We start from the raw sequence: 18,956 nt of genomic DNA, 5'->3' as shown, positions 1-18,956 counted from the left end.
ATGTACCTCCTTGATAATTTGCATTGCTTTTATTGTACTGCTAAGTTGGAGAAACATCAAGGTGCAACTTGGAGCGTACATGATAAATTTGGGTTTAGCTGAGGAATGACGCTTTGTAGATGTAGGTAGTGTACGGAAAGATGGGTGTGGGAAACTGGCACGGGCTCCGTCAGCTGGCCGCAGAACTGGTATTTTCTAACCTTTCCGAAGCGCTTTTTGGCGGCACGCGGGCATTCGCTCCGAAATCCTGATGCATTTCGCAGCTCACTGCCCGCTTAGTATCCGATGGGAGCCAGTCGAATACTATCCGCCAAAAAACACTTCGAAAAGGTAAGTAAAATACTCAGCTCTGCTCTACGCTTCCTCCGCCCATACCAGTTTCCCACACCCATCTTTCCGGGATTCAGTTTACTGCCACAAAGCTGGTTTTCTCAGCCTGATGGAGACCCTTGGGTTGTGACGGTCTGTTCGTTTTTGGATGCAGCAGAGTGTGTTACGGCAGTTCAGTGTGAAAGGGGGATGATAAGACGAAATTTCACCTGCTTTCCTGATCACAGACTTAACTGGATGTAGGTACTATAACCACAAATATACTTTAGTAGAATTTAGAGACAGTACAGAGTGATAACATCCAGCTGGTTTATTGGTTTTTAAGTGTTCTATGCCAATAGCGTACAGCATGCCACAACCCCGGGGCCCCACCACGCTGAAAAAACCAGCTTTGTATCAATAAACTGCATCCCGGAAAGAGAAGGGGGCGGACCATGGCAGGCGTTTGGAAGGCGTATAGCAGATCTGAGCATTTACTTACCTTGCCGGAGTGTTTTTTGGCGGATAGTATTCGACTGGCTCCCATCGGATACTAAGCGAGCAGTGAGCTGCGAAATGCATCAGGATTTCGGAGCGAATGCCCGCGTGCCGCCAAAAAGCGCTTCGGGAAGGTTAGAAAATGCCAGTTCTGCGGTAAGCCTTCCAAACGCCTGCCATGGTCCGCCCCCTTCTCTTTCCGCGCACTACTTCAATCTACAAAGCGTCCCCTTCCTCAGCAAAACCCAATTTTTAGCTTCATCAGTTTATCTTTTCATAAATAAAAGGGAATATCTCCAGGCTCCTCTTCAAGATCCCCTGCACCTGGGCAATAAACATCCCATAGTTTGTAATCGGTACATTGGCATCTTTGGCACATTGTATCCGGTACTTCATCTCCCGTTCATTCAGAGTACAGCCGCCGCAGTGAATAATCAATTTGTATTTCGATAAATCAGAAGGAAATTCCACTCCGCTTGTAAACTCCAGATTAATTGCTGCTTTCGTGTATTCTTTCAGCCAGGCGGGAATCTTAACTGTTCCGATGTCATTGCACTGTCGATGGTGGGTACATCCCTCCGAAATTAATATGGTGTCTCCATCTTTTAGATTCTCTAACGCTGCCACCCCTTCCACCAAAGTCTTCAGATTTCCTTTATGCCTTGCAAAAAGAATGGAAAATGAAGTGAGCAGAATATCCCGGGGTGTTTCTTTGTCAGCCTGTTTGAAAGCCTGGCTGTCAGTTATTACAAGTTTTGGAGGCTGTGCCAGTTTCTTAAGGGTTTTGGCCAGATCCACATCCTGTACCACCAACGCAGATGCCCTTGCCTCCAGGATATCCCGAATTGTCTGCTGCTGCGGCAGAATCAGCCGGCCCTTTGGAGCCGCTTTATCTACAGGCACTACCAGCACTACCATGTCAAGAGGATCCAGCAAATCCTGCACAATAGGAATTTCCGGCTTATCATGCGGTGCCTGGCTTGCGATCAGTTCTTTTAGCTTATAAATATTTTGTCCGGTAACCGCACTGACTGCTATATAATTGGGACGTCCCAGGCATAATTTATTTATCTCGTCTTCCGATAGACTCTCTGACTTATTAAAAACTACTACATAAGCAATCTGTTTCTCTTCGATCTTTTTCACCAGCGCATAATCCTGGCTGGTCATTCCAAGGGATGCATCCACCACCAAAACGGCAATATCTGTTTTGTTCAGGACCTGATAACTTTTTTGTACACGCAAAGCGCCAAGCTCCCCTTCATCATCGATCCCAGGTGTATCAATCATTACTACCGGTCCCAGGGGAAGCAGTTCCATTGCCTTTGACACCGGATCCGTCGTCGTTCCTTTTACATCCGATACTATTGCCAGGCTCTGGCCGGTGATCCCATTAATGACACTGGATTTTCCTGCATTTCTTCTCCCAAAAATCCCAATATGCACCCGGTCAGCCGAAGGTGTACTGTTTAATCCCATATGTGTCCTCCTAACCTTATCTAAATATCTTAATCCTAATCTTTATCTAACGAACTTAATCCTAATCTTTATCTAACGAACTTAATCTCATCAAAACCTGAAGTCTCGTTTTCCTTCTTCTATTTCCTCCAGATTCCGGCATAAGATTTCCCGGATCTTTTCCTTTGGAACATTTCCAATTTCATTTTTGATCAGCTCATAACCAATCCTCCTTGTGTCTTCCGATGCATAATCCAGCAGATACTCTTTCAGAGTCATAAGTGCGTTTGGATGACAGCAGTTCAGTATCTGACCACTCTTACACAGGCTCATAAACCTGTCGCCGGTTCTTCCCTCTCTATAACAGGCTGTACAGAAGCTCGGTATGTACCCTAACCTCATAAGCCAGTTTACGACCTCATCCAATGTACGATTATCACTCACATCAAACTGGGATGAATTATCGTCTTCTTCTTCCGGGTGGTCATAACCGCCTACACTTGTTCTGGATCCGCCGCTGACCTGAGAAATTCCCAGATGCAATACTTTTTCCCTGCATTTCTGGCTCTCTCTGGTGGAGACAATCATGCCGGTATAAGGCACGCTGATCCTGATACAGGCAACTAGTTTGGCAAAGGTTTCGTCATCAATACCATTATCAAATGCATTCGGGTCAATATCATCTGCATGACGGATTCTGGGCACACTGATGGTATGCGGTCCAACCCCATGCACAGCTTCCAGATGTTCCGCATGCATTAACAATCCTACAAACTCATAGCGAAACAGTTCGAGCCCAAAGAGCACACCGATCCCAACGTCATCAATACCGCCCTCCATTGCACGATCCATAGCCTCCGTATGATAAGTATAATTATGTTTTGGACCTGTGGGATGCAGTTTTTCGTAACTTTCTTTATGATAAGTCTCCTGAAATAATATATAAGTTCCAATTCCCGCATCTTTTAATTTGCGGTAATTTTCCACGGTCGTAGCAGCAATGTTAACATTGACACGGCGGATTTCTCCGTTTTTATGTTTGATACTGTAAATTGTTTTAATGCTTTCCAGCACATATTCTATGGGACAGTTTACCGGATCTTCCCCCGTTTCCAATGCCAGACGCTTATGTCCCATATCCTGCAGTGCCACAACTTCTTTCACAATTTCTTCCTGTGACAGCTGTTTTCTAGCAATATGTTTATTCTTCGCATGGTATGGACAGTAAACACAACCATTCACACAATAATTTGACAGATACAGCGGCGCAAACATAACAATACGGTTGCCATAAAAATCTTTTTTAATCTAGTTCCGCCAACGCATAAATTTCCTGATTCTTTTCTTCTATATCACAGTCCAGAAGAAGAATGGCTTTACCCGATGGGTAAGGCCTTTTCTCAGTTTCGCTTTTTCAATCACTTCGCTTATCAGTTTTTCATTATGCTTATTTGCCTCTGCATAAGCCAGCGTGTCTAAAATTTCCTGATGGCTGATAAATTCTTCTGCTTTTAAAGATTTTATATCATACATAATTTTACCTTCTCTCGTATTTTCTATGATTTTATTCTATTAAACGTCAAGTTACCTGAAATCCACATTGTCTCCTCTGGATACAACTACTTCATACCCGATAGAACGCATTCTGCGCTCCATGCACTGTCTGCATTCAGCCGCTTCATCTCCGGTACAGATCTTATTGTCATAAAGGAGGTATTTATCCCGAACGCCCTGTGGTGACAGATTCGGCATCACCACATTGGCACCTGCCAGAATGCCCAGTTCCCTGCCTTTTGGATGAATCGTCCCAAGCGCTGTGGTTGAGGGCAGTAATGCCTTTGGCAGCATCAGCCGCAAAAGTCCCAGCATAAAAAGAGTTAATTCCAGCGTTCCGCTTTTTTCTTTGGCAAAAGGTGTATCGTGATGGGAAATAAACGGTCCGATTCCTACCATCTGCGGCTGCAATTCTTTTAGGAATAACAGATCCTCCGCCAGATTCCCGGCAGTCTGACAGGGGGATCCTACCATGAATCCACTTCCCACCTGATACCCAATCTTTTTCAGATCATACAGACAATTCTTTCGTGCCGCTCCGGATAGCTTTGCGGGGTGCAGTCTGGCATAATGTTCTTCATTTGCCGTCTCATGGCGCAGCAGATAACGGTCCGCCCCTGCATCAAAGAACAATTTGTAGGTCTCATAAGATTTTTCTCCCACAGACAGTGTGATGGCACAATCCGGATACTTATCACGTATACTTCTTATGATATCCGCCATCCGTTCATCGGTATAGTAGCCATCTTCACCGCCCTGCAATACAAACGTACGAAATCCCAGCAGATATCCCGTTTCACAGCAGCCTAAAATTTCATCTTTACTCAATCTGTAACGAATGGCCTTCTTATTGCCGCTTCGGATACCGCAGTAATAGCAGTCGTTCCTGCAGTAATTGGTAAATTCAATCAGTCCCCGGATATAGACATCGTGGTTGTAATATCTGGTCCTGACCTGTCTCGCCTTTTCAAAAAGGTAGTCACTGACCTCCTGATCATAATTCAGAATCAGATAGGTGAATTCTTCCGCACTAAGAACCTGACAGACAGCGAGCCGCTCAATATATTCTTTGCAAATTTTTCTATGTTCCATATATTTTTTTAACACCTCCCTAATCAGACTTTTGAGTAAACGGTCTTGGTACTGACACCGCTTAGCATTCCCAGTTTACCGGACAGTGCACTGATCGCATCCTGCGGAGCATCCAGGATAACACTGATAATTGAAACTTCTTTCGGACGGTAAGGTACCCCCATCCTTCCCACCACATATTCTGCATATTGGTGGAGCAGATGATTCACTTCCTCTGCCGCCCGGTTGTCTTCTACTATAATTGCAATTACTGCAATCCTTGTATCCATATTTCACTTCCTTTCCACGCAAAAAAGCCGGTACTAATTACAGCACCGGCTATAGAGCATGTTTAACAAATATACACTGCCGGAAACTGCTGTTCCGCCAGTGTTTTCATTTTGCCTAAATTAATGACTTTGTCTTCATGGCCCTTTCCCCTCAGGTGCTGCCCTTTGGAGTTTGGAGATATGATAATTATACCATGGTGCTATATTATTCACAAGATAAAGTTCCTTTTTCTCGCTACTGGCTGGATTGAGTACTAGTTACAAAGTCACAATATCAGAGTCTGTTTGAGAATGCATAGCGCTACCTCCACGTAGTCAGAGTCTGTTTGAGGATTCAGAGCGCTACCTCCACGTAGATGGAACAAATAAAATCAGCATCGGCAGCAGTTCCAGTCTTCCTGCCAGCATATCAAAAGACATCACAAGCTTAGACAGATCGGAAAAAGCCGCATAATTTCCGGTAGGACCTACTACGCCCAGTCCGGGCCCTACATTGTTTAAGGTTGCCGCGATTGCGGTAAAGTTTGTGGTCATATCCATATTATCCAGGGAAATGATCATCAGGGAGATTACAAAAATAACTGCATAGATGACAAGAAATGCATTTACAGAACGTACAACATCATGTTCGACCAGCCTTCCATCTATTTTAACTTTCTTGATGCTCCTTGGATGGGAAATCATTGTAATCTCCTTTTTTACCCCTTTAAATAAAAGGATTATACGGGATACTTTAATTCCCCCTCCGGTACTGCCTGCACAGGCACCAATAAACATTAACAGCACCAGTATCGTCCGTGCTATTTCCGGCCAGGTCTCATAATCTACCGTGGCATAACCGGTGGTGGTGATAATGGATCCTACCTGGAATGCGCTTTGGTGAAATGCCATAAAGAAAGAAGGAAACATATCCCTGACACTAAAAGCAATCACCAGTATGGACGTACCTATGATTCCAAGATATGCCCATAATTCACCGGTCCGCAGCGCTTCCTTCGGCCGCTTAACCAAAAACAGATAGTAAACATGGAAATTAATTCCAAACAAAATCATGAAAACCGTAACAATTCCCTGCAAATAAGTGGAATAACTGCTTATGCTGTCATTTTTAATGGCAAAACCACCGGTACCCGCAGTACCAAAAGCAATGGTAAGGGCATCAAACAATGGCATTCCCCCTATTAAAAGAAATACAATCTCTACGACGGTCATTCCCAGATATATGCCATATAAAATCATTGCGGTTGTCCGAACCTTAGGTACCAGTTTATTAACAGATGGTCCCGGTGATTCCGCTCTCATTAGATGAATGCCCGAATCACTTTTCGTAGGGATAATTGCCAGTATAAATACCAGCACACCCATCCCCCCTACCCAATGGGTAAAGCTTCGCCAGAACAATGCTGTCTGGGACAAACTTTCCACTTCTGTTAATATGCTGGCTCCGGTTGTGGTAAATCCGGAAACGGTTTCAAAAAATGCGTCCGTCATAGAGGGTATTTCCCCTGATATGACGAAAGGCATGGCACCTAAAATACTCAGTATAATCCAGCTTAGGGCAACAATAACCAGACCTTCCTTTGCGAACATGGTCCTGTCTTTCGGTTTCTTAAATGTCATGGTGAAGCCGATAGCCGCACACAACAGCATAATAGCAGCAAAAGAAAATCCGCTTTTCTCTTTGTATATTATAGATACGATGCATGGGAGTGCCAGGAAGACAGCTTCAAAATAACAGATATATCCCAACATGTATCTAATCATTGCGTAATTCATAGTTCCCTCCGGGCCGCCTTTTACAGCGGCTCAAGAGCGTACACGCTCTATACCTTTCTTTAATTTAGTAAAATATCGCTGATATCGTTCAGCCCCATATTTGTAGTAACAATTACAACCGTATCTCCCATTTTTATCACATCTTTTCCTTTGGGGATAATAATCTGTCCGTTTCTATGAATACAGGCAATTAAAAGACCATTTTTCAGTTCCAGCTCTTCTAATGAAATATTCAGAAGCGGCGCGTTATCTTTTATAATAAACTCCAGTGCCTCTACTTTATTTCCAACCAGCCGGTACAGTGTCTCAACATTACTGCCTATAGAATTTTTCATTGCCCGGACAAAACGGATGATACTTTCTGACGTAACATATTTGGGATAAACAACACTATCCAGATCCAGCCCATCAATGACTTCATCAAAATTAATGCTGTTGATCTTTGTTACCGTCTTCATCTCGCCTTTACTTCTGGCAAACAACGACAATACAATGTTTACTTCATCCAGGTTGGTAAGCGCGATAAATGCATCCATACGGGCAAGTCCCTCTTCCAGCAATAAATTTTGGTTGATTCCATCTCCGTGAATCACCGTTGCTTTCGGAATCAGCTCACTGAGTACTTCACATCTGTCCCTGCTTTTTTCCACAATTTCCACATCAATTCCCATGCGGAGCAGCTGATTTGCCAGATAATAGGCAATGGAACCTCCTCCGACGATCATTGCTGTATGTGCACGGTTTGTTCCAACCTTAATATGTTTAAAGAAACTATTTGACAATTTTGGCGGCGCAACAATCGATACAATATCTTTTTCATGCAGTACAAAGGTACCGGTAGGAATGATGACTTCGTCCTTACGTTCAACCATACATACCAGAACATTACATCGCAGCTTTGATGTAATTTCCCTTACCTCCATATTATGTAAAACAGAACCTTCACGGATCTTGAACTTCAGCAATTCCACCCTGCCTTTTGCAAAGGGCTCAATTTTAATTGCCGATGGAAATCTCATAACCCGTGCAATTTCCATTGCAGCTTCATACTCGGGATTTATAACCATTGCAAGTCCCAATTCTTCCTTAATAAACCGAATCTCATGATTGTATTCCGGATTTCTTACTCTGGCTATAGTCTGGCAGTTACCTGCCTTTTTCGAAATCAAACAGCAAAGCAGGTTCAGTTCATCCGAACCGGTAACCGCGATCATCAGATCCGCTTCTTCAATTCCCGCCTCTACCTGGGTTAAATAACTGGCACCATTCCCCACCAGTCCTATTACGTCAAATTCATTGGATAAACTCTGCACCACATCATATTTGCGGTCAATTACTGTTACACTGTTTTCTTCCTTACTAAGCTGCTCCGCCAGGGTTGCCCCAACTTTTCCGCAGCCTATAATAATAATCTTCATGTTTTCCTCCAAAGTGTCTTAATAAAATCTTTTTTTCTTTTCGCATAATTTTAATATAAAATTATCATGATTATGTAAAATTTTAATGCGAATTTAGTATTATGCCACCAATTTTAATGTGTTCTTAATACGCATAAAGACATTGTACTCAAAGTGGATGAAATAAGCAATAGGGAAAAGGTTTTTTTAGGATAAACTTATGAATCATTACTTAAAATAAAGAATCCTATGTACAAATAAAAATCTTAGACGTGGAAATGAGAATGAGGCTGGCAATAGCCAGCCTCATTCTCACTCTGTTCACCGCTTCTTATCTGCAATACTTATTTTCACAGTAACATTCTGCTACTTTGATACCCCCGCCGTTTCAATCACAAATTTAACACTACTCTCTTTATCATCCGCAGTGCCGGCGAAAGTTTTATACTCCTTTCCGGCATCCAGAACTTTATCCAATCTGTCCAGGACACTCTGAATATCCCCGTCAACCGTATCTTTTAATTTGTCCACTGCCTCTTTATCAAACTTTTTCATGCCCTTATTTAAATCTTTGGCACCATCATACAATTCGCCAACACCAGAAGACAGATCCGTGCCTCCTTTTGCCAAGGCGGCAGTTCCTGTTTTTAACTGCGTACTTCCATCTGCAAGCTTTCCGATTCCATCACTGAGTGTGGCTGCTCCTGCTGACAGCCGGCTGCTTCCCTCTGCTAATTGTTTGGTGCCGTCATACAGTTTTGACGCACCGGTATTTAAATCCTGGCTCTTATCTGTCAGAGCTTTCGTCCCTTCTTTTACCGTTTTTCCGGCCTTTTCCAGATCGGAAGCTCCGGATTTTAATTTTTTCCCTTCCTGTTTAATCCGCGCAGCACCGTCTTTCAGGTTTTTATCTGCTTTGTTTAATTCTGCTGCTCCGGTTCTTAAGTCTTTTCCGGCACCCAATACAGCTGAAGCACCGTCTTTCAGGGCTTTATCGTTGCTACCTAATTCCGCTGTTCCTTCTTTTACCGTTTTACTTCCCGCCTGTACGGCTGCTGCTCCGTCCTGGAGCTCTTTGTTATTTTTCTGCAGCTCTGAGATTCCGTCCGTTAATTCCTGGTTGTTTGCCGTCAGATTTTTAGCGCCTTCTGTCAGTCCGTTTAGTGCCTGTGGAAGATCTTTTGTCTGCTCAGACAACAATCCGCTTAAACTGCCAAGCTGTTCTAATCCCCCTGCCAGAGATTCCGATCCTTCTGATACTTTCTGAATACCGTTTGCCAGTTCTCTGGCACTCTTCGCCAACTGGCTGACGCCCTGGCCGTTAATATCATTACTCTGGCTTTGGTTAGGCTGATTTGACTGGTTTGGCTCATTTGACCGGTTAGGCTGTTTCTGGTTTTCCAGTTGCTGATTCTGCTGGGCAACCAGGGAATTCAGGACTGATTTTTGTAATTCAATACTATTGTTCATCTCCTGGATACTTGCATCCAATGCCCCTGAATAAGTTTGATAGGCATCACTAAACTGTGACTTTAAAAGTTCAGGAACGGAAGAAATTTTACTTCTGACATCATTTAAGGTTCGCAGGACTTCTTCATTTTGGGCAATCGATGACTGCAGGCTTGTGATAGCACCTGACTGGTCTGTTCCCATGGAATCAGTCCGGCTGCCCGGATTTCCTGAAGCATTCCCGGATCCACTTACTGATCCGCTCATAGACTCCAATACCGACGCCAATTGGTCACTTTTTTGATATAAAGTATCCATATTTTCGGATAACTTAGCCGCATTTTCTCCTGCGCTTTTGATTCCGCCGTTAATTCCCATTATTCCGTCCGGCAGACCGGATGCGTTTTGCCCCAGCTGCTGAACACCTAACGCAAGGTTTGTTGTGCCTGCCACGTATTTTGCCGCACCCTCTTCCACTTTTCCTGCTCCCGCCACATACTGTGCGGTTCCTGCTGCCAGCTGGTCAGCTCCTGTCACATAACCCAAAATTCCGGATGACAGTTTCTTAGAGCCTTCAACATACTGAATTGCTCCTGCTGCCACCTGTTCTGCCCCATCTGCATACTTTGCGGCTCCATCTGTTAATTTTTTAGCTCCATTCACATACCGGGTAGTTCCATCTGCAAGGGCTCCTGCTCCATTTACATATTGTACGGCTCCGTCAGACAGTGTATTGGCACCCTTTATATACTGGCTTAAACCACTGCTAAGTGTACCGACACCACCGGTATACTGACCAATCCCGTTTTTCAGGTCAGATGCTCCGGTGTGCAGAGTTTCGATCCCATCATTTAACGTATTCAGCCCGGTAATCAGTTCTCCCTTTTTAATGTTCAGGGTTCCGATTCCTTCAGCCAGTTCTCCCATTTTTTCATTTACGGTGCCGGTTCCGTCTTTCAGAACTATGCAGGCATCCTTTAACGTCTTTACTCCTTTCAGAAGATCTCCGCTGCCATTTACCAGCTTTTCCGACGCAGATTTCATATCATTCAGAGAATCCTTCAATTCATCAAGGCTGTCTGTCTTATCCAGTCCAAATTCTGACAGAGTATCTGCTGAAGCAACCGTAGCAGTCATAGCCAGTGTAAAATCGGTTGCATCTGCCGTTACATCAAAGGAATCCGGCAAGTCAATATCTTTTCCAAAGTCAGTATCCTTTAGTTTCAGGGAATCTGACAGCCCGGGGAATCCCATACCGATTACGATATTTTTACTTCCATCTGAGATTACCTTTCCGTTTGTGACCTGAACATTGGTAAAATTGGCAGTCGGAAGAATAATACCGGTCACCATCGTAAATGGCGTATACACTTCTCCGTCTTTAGCTTGATTGATATAAGAAAAATGGATTCTGACCTTTCCGCTCTTTCCCGCCAGATCATCCGGGCTGATTTCTTTCTCATCCAGATAATATGTCACTTTCACTTCTACGGGAAGGGGCTTATCCGTCTCTCCCTGGTAGTAAATATCATTGCCGTTCGCTTCCCAGACAAGGCTGCTGCCATTCTGTTTAAATGTTTCATCACCTTTGACATTTTTAATATTCTGCAGATCTGAGGCATCCTGGATTTCCACATCCGTTCCTGAATTTTTCAGCCAGTCGCTGACAATCACCTTGTCGGTACTGCCATCTGCTTTAGCTTTTACATAAACCGTTTCTTCTTTATCAACATCCTGCTTTGCCTCTGTCTGGTTTTCCACCTTTTTTGTTTCCTGTTTACCATCTTTTTTTCCGGCATCCTTATCGGAAGCATATACCACTCCTGCGTCCAGACAGCAGGTACTGCCAGCCACCATAACAGCTAGACCGGCAGCCAATGTTTTCTTTAACACTCTATTCTTATTCATGATTCTTATCCTCCTCACCTTATTTTTGCTTTTTAGGTTTAAATCCAATGGATGTGTTTATAATAACTTTGTCAAACACTACAAACATTGCGGGCAGTACCAGGATAACTACCACCGTACTGATTATGGCACCTCTTGAAAGCAGTGTACAAATCGAACTGATCATATCAATCTTAGAATAAAGTCCTACCCCAAATGTTGCTGCGAAGAAACTGAACCCGCTGATTAATATAGATTTCATGGAAGACTGGTGTGCCGTCCGGATCGCATCCATTTTCCCTGCTCCCCTGCTTCTCTCCCTCTGATACTTACTGGTCATCAATATGGCATAATCAACTGTAGCTCCCAACTGTATGGTACCAATTACAATACTCGCCACAAAAGGAAGCGTAATACCGGCATAATAGGGAATCGCCATATTTACAAAAATTGCAAATTCAATTACTGATACCAGAATTACCGGGAGCGTAATTGATTTAAACACAATCATAATTATTACAAAGATTGCTGCAATGGAAGCAATATTTACATTTTTCAAATCCACATCGGTTACATCCGCCAAATCTTTGGTGAGGGGTGCTTCTCCTATTACCATAGATTCCGGACTATATCTTTTAACAATCTCATTTACATCAGCGATCTGTTTATTAACTTCATCCGTTGCAGTCTTATAATCCGAGCAGATAAACTGGACCTCATAGTGACCACTTTTCAGCATGCTCTTAATGTCATCCGGAATCATATCGTCCGGCACTCCGGCTCCTACAAAGGAATCCATGCCAAGCGCCCATTTAACGCCTGCCACTTTCTCTATCTCATCCAGCATCTCCTGTTTATCTTTGACATCCAGCCCATTCTTCAGCAGCACCATATATACATTATTCATATGAAATTCATCGCCCAGTTTTTCGTTTGCAACAGAACTTGCCAGATCCCGGGGAAGTGATTTATCAATATTGTAATACACTTTCGTATGCGCATTTCCGTAAGCCGCTGGTATAATCAGAATGAGAAACAGTACCATCCAAATCCGATAATGCCTCGTAATAAATGCTGAAATGTTATCCAGGCTTGGAATCAGGGATTTATGCTTTGTCTTTTCAATGGGCTTATCAAATATTAATATCAGGGAAGGCAGCAGTGTAACACAGCAAATAACGCCAATTACAACACCTTTTGACATTACAACCCCAATATCACGTCCGAGGGAAAATGTCATAAAACAAAGTGCCACAAACCCTGCGATCGTAGTAACGGAACTTCCTGCCACAGATTTGAATGTATTGGATATGGCATGTGCCATTGCACGATTCTTATCTCCTTCAAACCGTATCTTGTTTTCCTCATATGTGTTTAACAGGAAAATGGAATAATCCATGGTAACTCCCAACTGTAACACCGCTGTCAGTGCCTGGGTGATATAGGAGATCTGCCCCAGGAACACATTACTGCCCAGGTTATAAACAATCGCTGCTCCGATACTGAATAAAAATAATACCGGTACAACAAAAGATTCCATAGTCAGGCTTAACACCAACAGGGATAAGAGTGCCGCAATTACCACGTAAACCGGCATTTCCTGCAGAGAGAGATTCTTTATGTCTGTAACCACACCGGACATTCCGCTGATAAAACACTGCTTAGAACAGAGGGTACGCATCTCACTTACCGCTTTCATCGTGTTGTCTGCAGAAGTGGTGTCATCAAACAATGCGATCATCATCGTAGCATTACCCTGGTTAAATGCCTCCCGAATACTGTCCGGCAGCATCTCTATGGGAAAGGTAATATCCATAATGCTGTCATACCAGAGTACATCCTTCACATGATCCACATTTTTAATCTCTTCTTTTAGCTTTACCACATCTTTTGGCTCCATATCTTCCACAATCACCATGGAAAATGCACCCATGCCAAACTCATCTACCATAATATCCTGTCCTTTTACTGTCTCCAGGTAGTTTGGCAGATAGCTCAGGATATCATAATTGATTCTTGTGTTCAGATAACCAATCCCTGCCGGTATCAACAGCAGAAGGGATAGTATAAAAATAGGAATACGAAACTTTACAATCTTTTTGCCAATCTTAATCATCATCCTTTTTACATCTCCTTCTTTCATTTAAATGACCACTAGTCATTTACTTTCAAACATGTTATACTATAAAAGTGACCATTAGTCAATCTTTTGAGTATAAATTTTACAATTCTTTTAGAAATAGAATTTGTCCCATTGACTTTTAGTCATTTCTATAGAATAATGATTGTAACACTTCTATGCGAAGGAGATGATTTTGATGAGTAAATTAGAGAGTAATAAAAAGCAAAAAAAAGATGCCCTGTTAAACACCGCCTTTGACTTGTTCATCACAAAGGGTATTCAAAAGACATCCATTGCCGATATTGTAGAGAAGGCCGGGGTAGCCAAGGGAACCTTTTATTTGTATTTTACGGATAAATATGACCTGCGCAACAAATTAATTTCCCATAAGGCAAATCAATTGTTAAGCTCCTCCTATGAGGAAATGAAGACGAAGAATTTTGAAGCCTTTGAAGAGCAGATGATCTTCATGGTAGACAATATCATTGACCACCTGGTTGCAGACAAATCCCTGCTGTTTTTAATTGCCAAGCATTTAAGCTGGGGTATCTTCAAAAATGCCATGACAAGAATGGATAACGATTACGATAAAAATGTATATGAGCTCTACGAACAGATTCTGGCAGAATCCGGAAGAACTTTTGAGGAGCCTGAAATCATGATCTATATGATCATTGAACTGGTAAGCGGCAGTATATACAGTCCCATACTATATGACCAGCCTGCTCCTATTGAGGTGATAAAACCCTATATTTATGATGACATCCGACACATTATCGGAAAACACAGCAAATAAAAAAGCGATAAACTACGATCGCTTTTTTATTTCTTATATGATTTCCCAGGGCTGCTGCTTAAGGCTGCACCGGCAATTCTGCCTCCCTGCCATCCAGAATTCTCATGAATTCTTCTCCGGTAATGGTTTCCTGATCATAGAGATGTTTTGCAAGTTCATGCAGCTTGCCAATATTCTCTTCTATAATTTTTCTTGCCTTCCCGTGCTGTTCCCTTACTACCTCCACAACTTTTTTGTCCACCACAGCTGCCGTATCACCAGAACACATAAGAGAAGTATCCCCGCCCAGATATTGATTCTGGACAGTTTCCAATGCCACCATGTCAAATTCATCAGACATTCCGAATCTGGTGATCATTGCCCTTGCAAGTTTCGTTGCCTGCTCAATATCGTTGGAAGCTCCTGTAGTGACCGAGTGAAATACCAGTTCCTCTGCCACACGCCCGCCTGTAAAAGTTGCGATTTTATTTTCTATTTCCGCTTTCGTCATCAGGTTGTGTTCCCCTTCATCCACCTGCATGGTGTAGCCAAGGGCACCTGATGTTCTCGGAATAATCGTAATCTTGGTAACCGGAGCCGAGTGGTTCTGTTTTGCAGCAACCAGCGCATGTCCGATTTCATGATAAGAGACTATCAGTTTTTCCTTATCCGACAATACCTTGTTCTTCTTCTGATAACCTGCTATTACTACCTCCACGCTTTCCTCTAAATCTCTCTGGCTGACAAACTTTCTGCCATCCCTGACTGCACGGAGTGCTCCTTCATTGATCATATTGGCAAGTTCTGCGCCGGATGCTCCCGATGCCATTCTGGCAATTGCATTAAAGTCCACATCATCCGATATCTTTATCTTCCTGGCATGTACCTTCAGGATATCTTCCCTTCCCTTTAAATCTGGAAGTTCCACCGGAACTCTGCGGTCAAATCGTCCCGGTCTTAAAAGTGCCGGATCCAGCGAATCCGGTCTGTTTGTTGCCGCCAGAATAATAACGCCTTTTCTGCCGTCAAAACCATCCATCTCGGTGAGAAGCTGATTTAAGGTCTGTTCTCTTTCATCATTACCACCCATTCCGCCATTATCACGTTTTTTACCAATCGTATCAATCTCATCGATAAATACGATACATGGTGCTTTTTCATATGCCTGTTTAAAGAGGTCACGAACCTTTGCCGCCCCCATACCTACAAACATTTCCACAAATTCCGAACCGGAAATTGAGAAAAACGGAACACTGGCTTCCCCTGCAACTGCTTTTGCAAGCAGCGTTTTACCAGTACCCGGAGGTCCTACCAGCAGTGCACCTTTTGGCATGGTTGCACCAATCTCGGTATACTTAGCCGGATTATGCAGGAAATCAACGATTTCTGTCAGAATTTCTTTAGCCTCATCCTCACCTGCCACATCTGCAAATTTAATACCCGTTGTGGACTCCACATACACTTTGGCATTGCTTTTCCCAAAGGACATGGCATTTCCCATTCCACCTCCGGCACCAACCTTTCCCATCATCTTTTTGATAAAGAAAGTTCCAATTCCATAGAGCAGAACAATTGGCAGTATCCAGGTAAGCAGAAAACTCAGAATCGGTGACATCTGCTGAACGATTTCCTGGGAAAACTTGGCTCCGGAACTGTACAGTCTGTCAACCAGCTGAGGATCATTCATAGCACCGGTCCGATAATAATTAGGCTTTTCTGCTTTGTCCGAGAATAATATTTCGTCACTGGAGACTTCCACTTCATTAATCTGCTTGTTATTCATCATCTCCAAAAATGTCCCATAATCCACATCCTGAACTTTGGGAGACAGCAGTTTTGGAAATAAAAGCCCATTTAATAAAAATATGACTATCACTGCTGTAACATAATAAAAAATAAGAGGCTTTTTTGACGGTTTTACTTCTTTCATAATCCTTTCCTCCTTATCTGATATAAAAGACATCAATCTTTTATCTTGGGTTAATTATTAATATAAAGTCTATCTTAGGTGAAGTATTCTGAATTGTCAACGAAGCAAGTGTAAAATATTCATAAATAATTTAGAAAGTCTATCCTCATACATTCTTTTTTAATACACAAAAGGGATGGATGCCTGTCTGATGTGAAGGCTTCCATCCCGCAGATACGTTTATAATTATTATTTCTCTCCGGCTAACATTTCATTCAATTGTTCTTCGGAAATCACAGGTATTCCCAGGTCCTGTGCTTTCGTCAGCTTGCTTCCGGCATTTTCTCCAGCCAGAACATAGGATGTTTTTTTCGAAACAGAACCGGAGACTTTTCCGCCGTGCTTCTGAATCAGTTCACTTGCCTCTGTCCTTCCAAGTGTAGGGAGTGTCCCCGTTACCACAAAAGTCATGCCCGCAAACAAATCATCCCCATCTTCCTCTTCTGCAGTCATGTTTACGCCGTATTCCCGCAGTCTCTCCATCACTTCCTGATTTACCGGGTCATCAAAGAATCGGCGGATGGATACGGCACTGATTTCTCCAATATCGGAGACTGCAACCAGCTCCTCTAAAGTAGCCTCTTTTAACCGGTCAATGGAACCAAAATGACGCATCAGCTCCCTTGCCGTTGCCTTGCCTACATTTGCAATCCCCAGTCCGGAGAGCAGGCGCTGTGGTTCATTCTTTTTTGCTTCTTCAATCATCGCCAGTAATTTATCCGTATTTTTCTCTTTTCCGATGATTCCGGCTTCTATCATTTCATCTCTGTGATCTTTAAGCACAAAGATATCTGCGACATTTTTCAGATATCCCTGCCGGACAAGTTCCATAATATAACTTTCGCCAAAGCCTTTTATATCCATGGCATCCCTGCCCACAAAATTAATGATGTGCCGTTCCAGCTGTGCCGGGCAGTTGGCGCCGGTACATTTGATATCCGCCGTATCTTTTTCCCGGACAGCCGGAGAGCCACAGACAGGGCATACATCCGGCAGCACATAACGCATGGCACCTTCCGGCCTTTTTTCTTTTACAACATATTTTATCTTTGGAATAATTTCTCCAGATTTATAAACGACAATGGAATCTCCAATCCTTATGTCCAATTCATCAATAAAGTCCTGATTATGCAGCGTCGCTCTTGCCACACTGGTTCCGCATAGCCTGACGGGTTCAAAGATTGCCGTAGGTGTGATTCTTCCGGTTCTTCCTACCGAGAGTTCAATTTCCTGCAGCACGGTTTCTTTTTCTTCCGGAGGGTATTTATAAGCTACTGCCCACCTTGGCACTTTCGATGTGCTGCCAAGGGTTTCCCTGTCAGAAAGCCGGTTAATTTTCACTACCGCTCCGTCAATGTCATAAGCCAGAGATCCCCGCAGCTCACCTATTTTCTCAATGGCTGCCCAGACTTCTTCCCCTGTATGGCAGATCGTATATTGGTCAATTACCTTAATGCCATTACTTTTCAGGTATTCGTACCCTTCTGTGTGGGTTTCAAATGTCCTTCCCTGGGTTTCCTGGATGTTAAAGATAAACATAGAAAGATTCCGCTCTTTCGTCACCTTGCTCTCTAACTGACGCAGGGTTCCCGCTGCACAGTTTCTCGGATTGGCAAACGGCTTCTTACCCAGTATTTCCTGCTTCTCATTCACCTCGTCAAAAGCAGCATTGGTCATGTAGACCTCTCCACGGATTTCCAGATAAGGAATCGGATGTTTCAGTTTTTTCTTCACATCTTTGATTACTTTTGCATTTTCCGTTACATCCTCTCCCTGAGTTACCCCATCCCCTCTGGTAATGGCTGTAGTAAGAACACCATCCGTGTAGCGCAGAGCCATGGACAGACCATCAATCTTCGTTTCAACCACAAATTCAGGCTCCTGAAGCTGCTGCCTCATGTCCTCTACAAACTGGATTACATCTTCTTTGGAAAAGACATCCTGAAGGCTTAACATGGGAACCCTGTGTTTCACAAGTATTCCGGCTTCCCTCTTTGCACTCCCACCTACTTTCTGCGTGGGGGAATCCGGAGTCACCAGCTCCGGATTCTCTGCTTCAATCTTCTTTAATTCCTGCATCAGCTGATCATATTCATAGTCGCTAATTTCCGGTGCATCCATGTTGTAATAACGATCTGCGTGGTAATTGATCTGTTCTTTAAGTTCGTCGATTCTCTGTTTCATAATATGGCCTCTCTTTACTGATTCTTAAACTCTACAGCAATGTGCTTATATATTTATAACTCATTCATCCCCTATATACGGCTTGTGTATTCCGGTCCATTACTGGAATCCTGTATCATCTGATAAAGTTCTTCGATTTCCTTATCGGTCAGTTTACGGTATGTTCCTGCTTTCAAATGTCCCAGGCGGATATTCATAATACGTACACGCACTAACC

The 18,956-nt window shown here is 43.2% G+C and carries 11 protein-coding genes and 1 pseudogene; 2 read left to right on the top strand and 10 right to left on the bottom strand.

Annotated features, from left to right (window positions below; all coding sequences use genetic code 11):
* Positions 1-128: 128 nt before the first annotated feature.
* Positions 129-251 carry a hypothetical protein gene (locus tag RHS_RS31230; protein WP_255348096.1) on the top strand — a complete coding sequence of 41 codons (123 nt, stop codon included), beginning with the start codon at positions 129-131 and terminating at the stop codon, positions 249-251.
* 817 nt (positions 252-1,068) lie between these two features.
* On the opposite strand, the gene hydF is transcribed toward RHS_RS31230, so the two are convergent.
* The 8 genes and pseudogenes from hydF to RHS_RS16750 form a co-directional block, all read right to left on the bottom strand.
* Positions 1,069-2,286 (bottom strand): [FeFe] hydrogenase H-cluster maturation GTPase HydF, encoded by a 1,218-nt coding sequence (gene hydF, locus RHS_RS16785; RefSeq protein ID WP_027296560.1) that lies wholly within the window; start codon positions 2,284-2,286, stop codon positions 1,069-1,071.
* A 90-nt stretch (positions 2,287-2,376) separates the two neighbouring features.
* Positions 2,377-3,798, bottom strand: a pseudogene (hydG, locus tag RHS_RS16780) ([FeFe] hydrogenase H-cluster radical SAM maturase HydG).
* A 51-nt stretch (positions 3,799-3,849) separates the two neighbouring features.
* A complete protein-coding gene (hydE, locus tag RHS_RS16775) occupies positions 3,850-4,911 on the bottom strand; it encodes a [FeFe] hydrogenase H-cluster radical SAM maturase HydE (RefSeq protein ID WP_047833828.1) in 1,062 nt (353 codons plus the stop codon).
* Between the two features lie 23 nt (positions 4,912-4,934).
* Positions 4,935-5,180 (bottom strand): TM1266 family iron-only hydrogenase system putative regulator, encoded by a 246-nt coding sequence (locus tag RHS_RS16770; RefSeq protein ID WP_027296557.1) that lies wholly within the window; start codon positions 5,178-5,180, stop codon positions 4,935-4,937.
* 342 nt (positions 5,181-5,522) lie between these two features.
* Complete coding sequence (locus tag RHS_RS16765) at positions 5,523-6,956, bottom strand: TrkH family potassium uptake protein (protein WP_027296556.1); 1,434 nt, start codon at positions 6,954-6,956, stop codon at positions 5,523-5,525.
* 59 nt (positions 6,957-7,015) lie between these two features.
* On the bottom strand, positions 7,016-8,374 hold the full coding sequence (gene trkA, locus RHS_RS16760) for a Trk system potassium transporter TrkA (RefSeq protein ID WP_047833827.1): 1,359 nt from the start codon (positions 8,372-8,374) through the stop codon (positions 7,016-7,018).
* 345 nt (positions 8,375-8,719) lie between these two features.
* Positions 8,720-11,710, bottom strand: a complete 2,991-nt coding sequence (locus tag RHS_RS31225) for a hypothetical protein (RefSeq protein ID WP_395022721.1) — start codon at positions 11,708-11,710, stop codon at positions 8,720-8,722.
* Positions 11,711-11,729: 19 nt separating this feature from the next.
* Positions 11,730-13,805 (bottom strand): MMPL family transporter, encoded by a 2,076-nt coding sequence (locus RHS_RS16750; protein ID WP_047833844.1) that lies wholly within the window; start codon positions 13,803-13,805, stop codon positions 11,730-11,732.
* A 202-nt stretch (positions 13,806-14,007) separates the two neighbouring features.
* Here RHS_RS16750 and RHS_RS16745 point away from each other — a divergent pair, with 202 nt between their 5' ends.
* Complete coding sequence (locus RHS_RS16745; protein ID WP_027296553.1) at positions 14,008-14,607, top strand: TetR/AcrR family transcriptional regulator; 600 nt, start codon at positions 14,008-14,010, stop codon at positions 14,605-14,607.
* Between the two features lie 58 nt (positions 14,608-14,665).
* Here RHS_RS16745 and ftsH read toward each other — a convergent pair whose 3' ends face one another.
* Both ftsH and ligA read right to left on the bottom strand, forming a co-directional pair.
* On the bottom strand, positions 14,666-16,516 hold the full coding sequence (gene ftsH, locus RHS_RS16740) for an ATP-dependent zinc metalloprotease FtsH (protein WP_047833826.1): 1,851 nt from the start codon (positions 16,514-16,516) through the stop codon (positions 14,666-14,668).
* 228 nt (positions 16,517-16,744) lie between these two features.
* Positions 16,745-18,739 (bottom strand): NAD-dependent DNA ligase LigA, encoded by a 1,995-nt coding sequence (gene ligA, locus RHS_RS16735; protein ID WP_027296551.1) that lies wholly within the window; start codon positions 18,737-18,739, stop codon positions 16,745-16,747.
* Positions 18,740-18,956 lie beyond the last annotated feature (217 nt).

Origin of the sequence: Robinsoniella sp. RHS (assembly GCF_001029355.1) — a bacterium.
GTDB lineage: Bacteria > Bacillota > Clostridia > Lachnospirales > Lachnospiraceae > Robinsoniella > Robinsoniella peoriensis.
The sequence above is the reverse complement of the archived record's forward strand: the minus strand, read 5'-3'. Positions and strand labels throughout refer to the sequence as shown.

Excerpts from the sequence above, each read along its gene's own strand:
- hydF (WP_027296560.1), bottom strand. The coding sequence starts at position 2,286 with ATGGGATTAAACAGTACACCTTCGGCTGACCGGGTGCATATTGGGATT.
- RHS_RS16750 (WP_047833844.1), bottom strand. The coding sequence starts at position 13,805 with ATGATTAAGATTGGCAAAAAGATTGTAAAGTTTCGTATTCCTATTTTT.
- RHS_RS31225 (WP_395022721.1), bottom strand. The coding sequence starts at position 11,710 with ATGAATAAGAATAGAGTGTTAAAGAAAACATTGGCTGCCGGTCTAGCT.
- ligA (WP_027296551.1), bottom strand. The coding sequence starts at position 18,739 with ATGAAACAGAGAATCGACGAACTTAAAGAACAGATCAATTACCACGCA.
- RHS_RS16745 (WP_027296553.1), top strand. The coding sequence starts at position 14,008 with ATGAGTAAATTAGAGAGTAATAAAAAGCAAAAAAAAGATGCCCTGTTA.
- hydE (WP_047833828.1), bottom strand. The coding sequence starts at position 4,911 with ATGGAACATAGAAAAATTTGCAAAGAATATATTGAGCGGCTCGCTGTC.
- RHS_RS16770 (WP_027296557.1), bottom strand. The coding sequence starts at position 5,180 with ATGGATACAAGGATTGCAGTAATTGCAATTATAGTAGAAGACAACCGG.
- ftsH (WP_047833826.1), bottom strand. The coding sequence starts at position 16,516 with ATGAAAGAAGTAAAACCGTCAAAAAAGCCTCTTATTTTTTATTATGTT.
- trkA (WP_047833827.1), bottom strand. The coding sequence starts at position 8,374 with ATGAAGATTATTATTATAGGCTGCGGAAAAGTTGGGGCAACCCTGGCG.
- RHS_RS16765 (WP_027296556.1), bottom strand. The coding sequence starts at position 6,956 with ATGAATTACGCAATGATTAGATACATGTTGGGATATATCTGTTATTTT.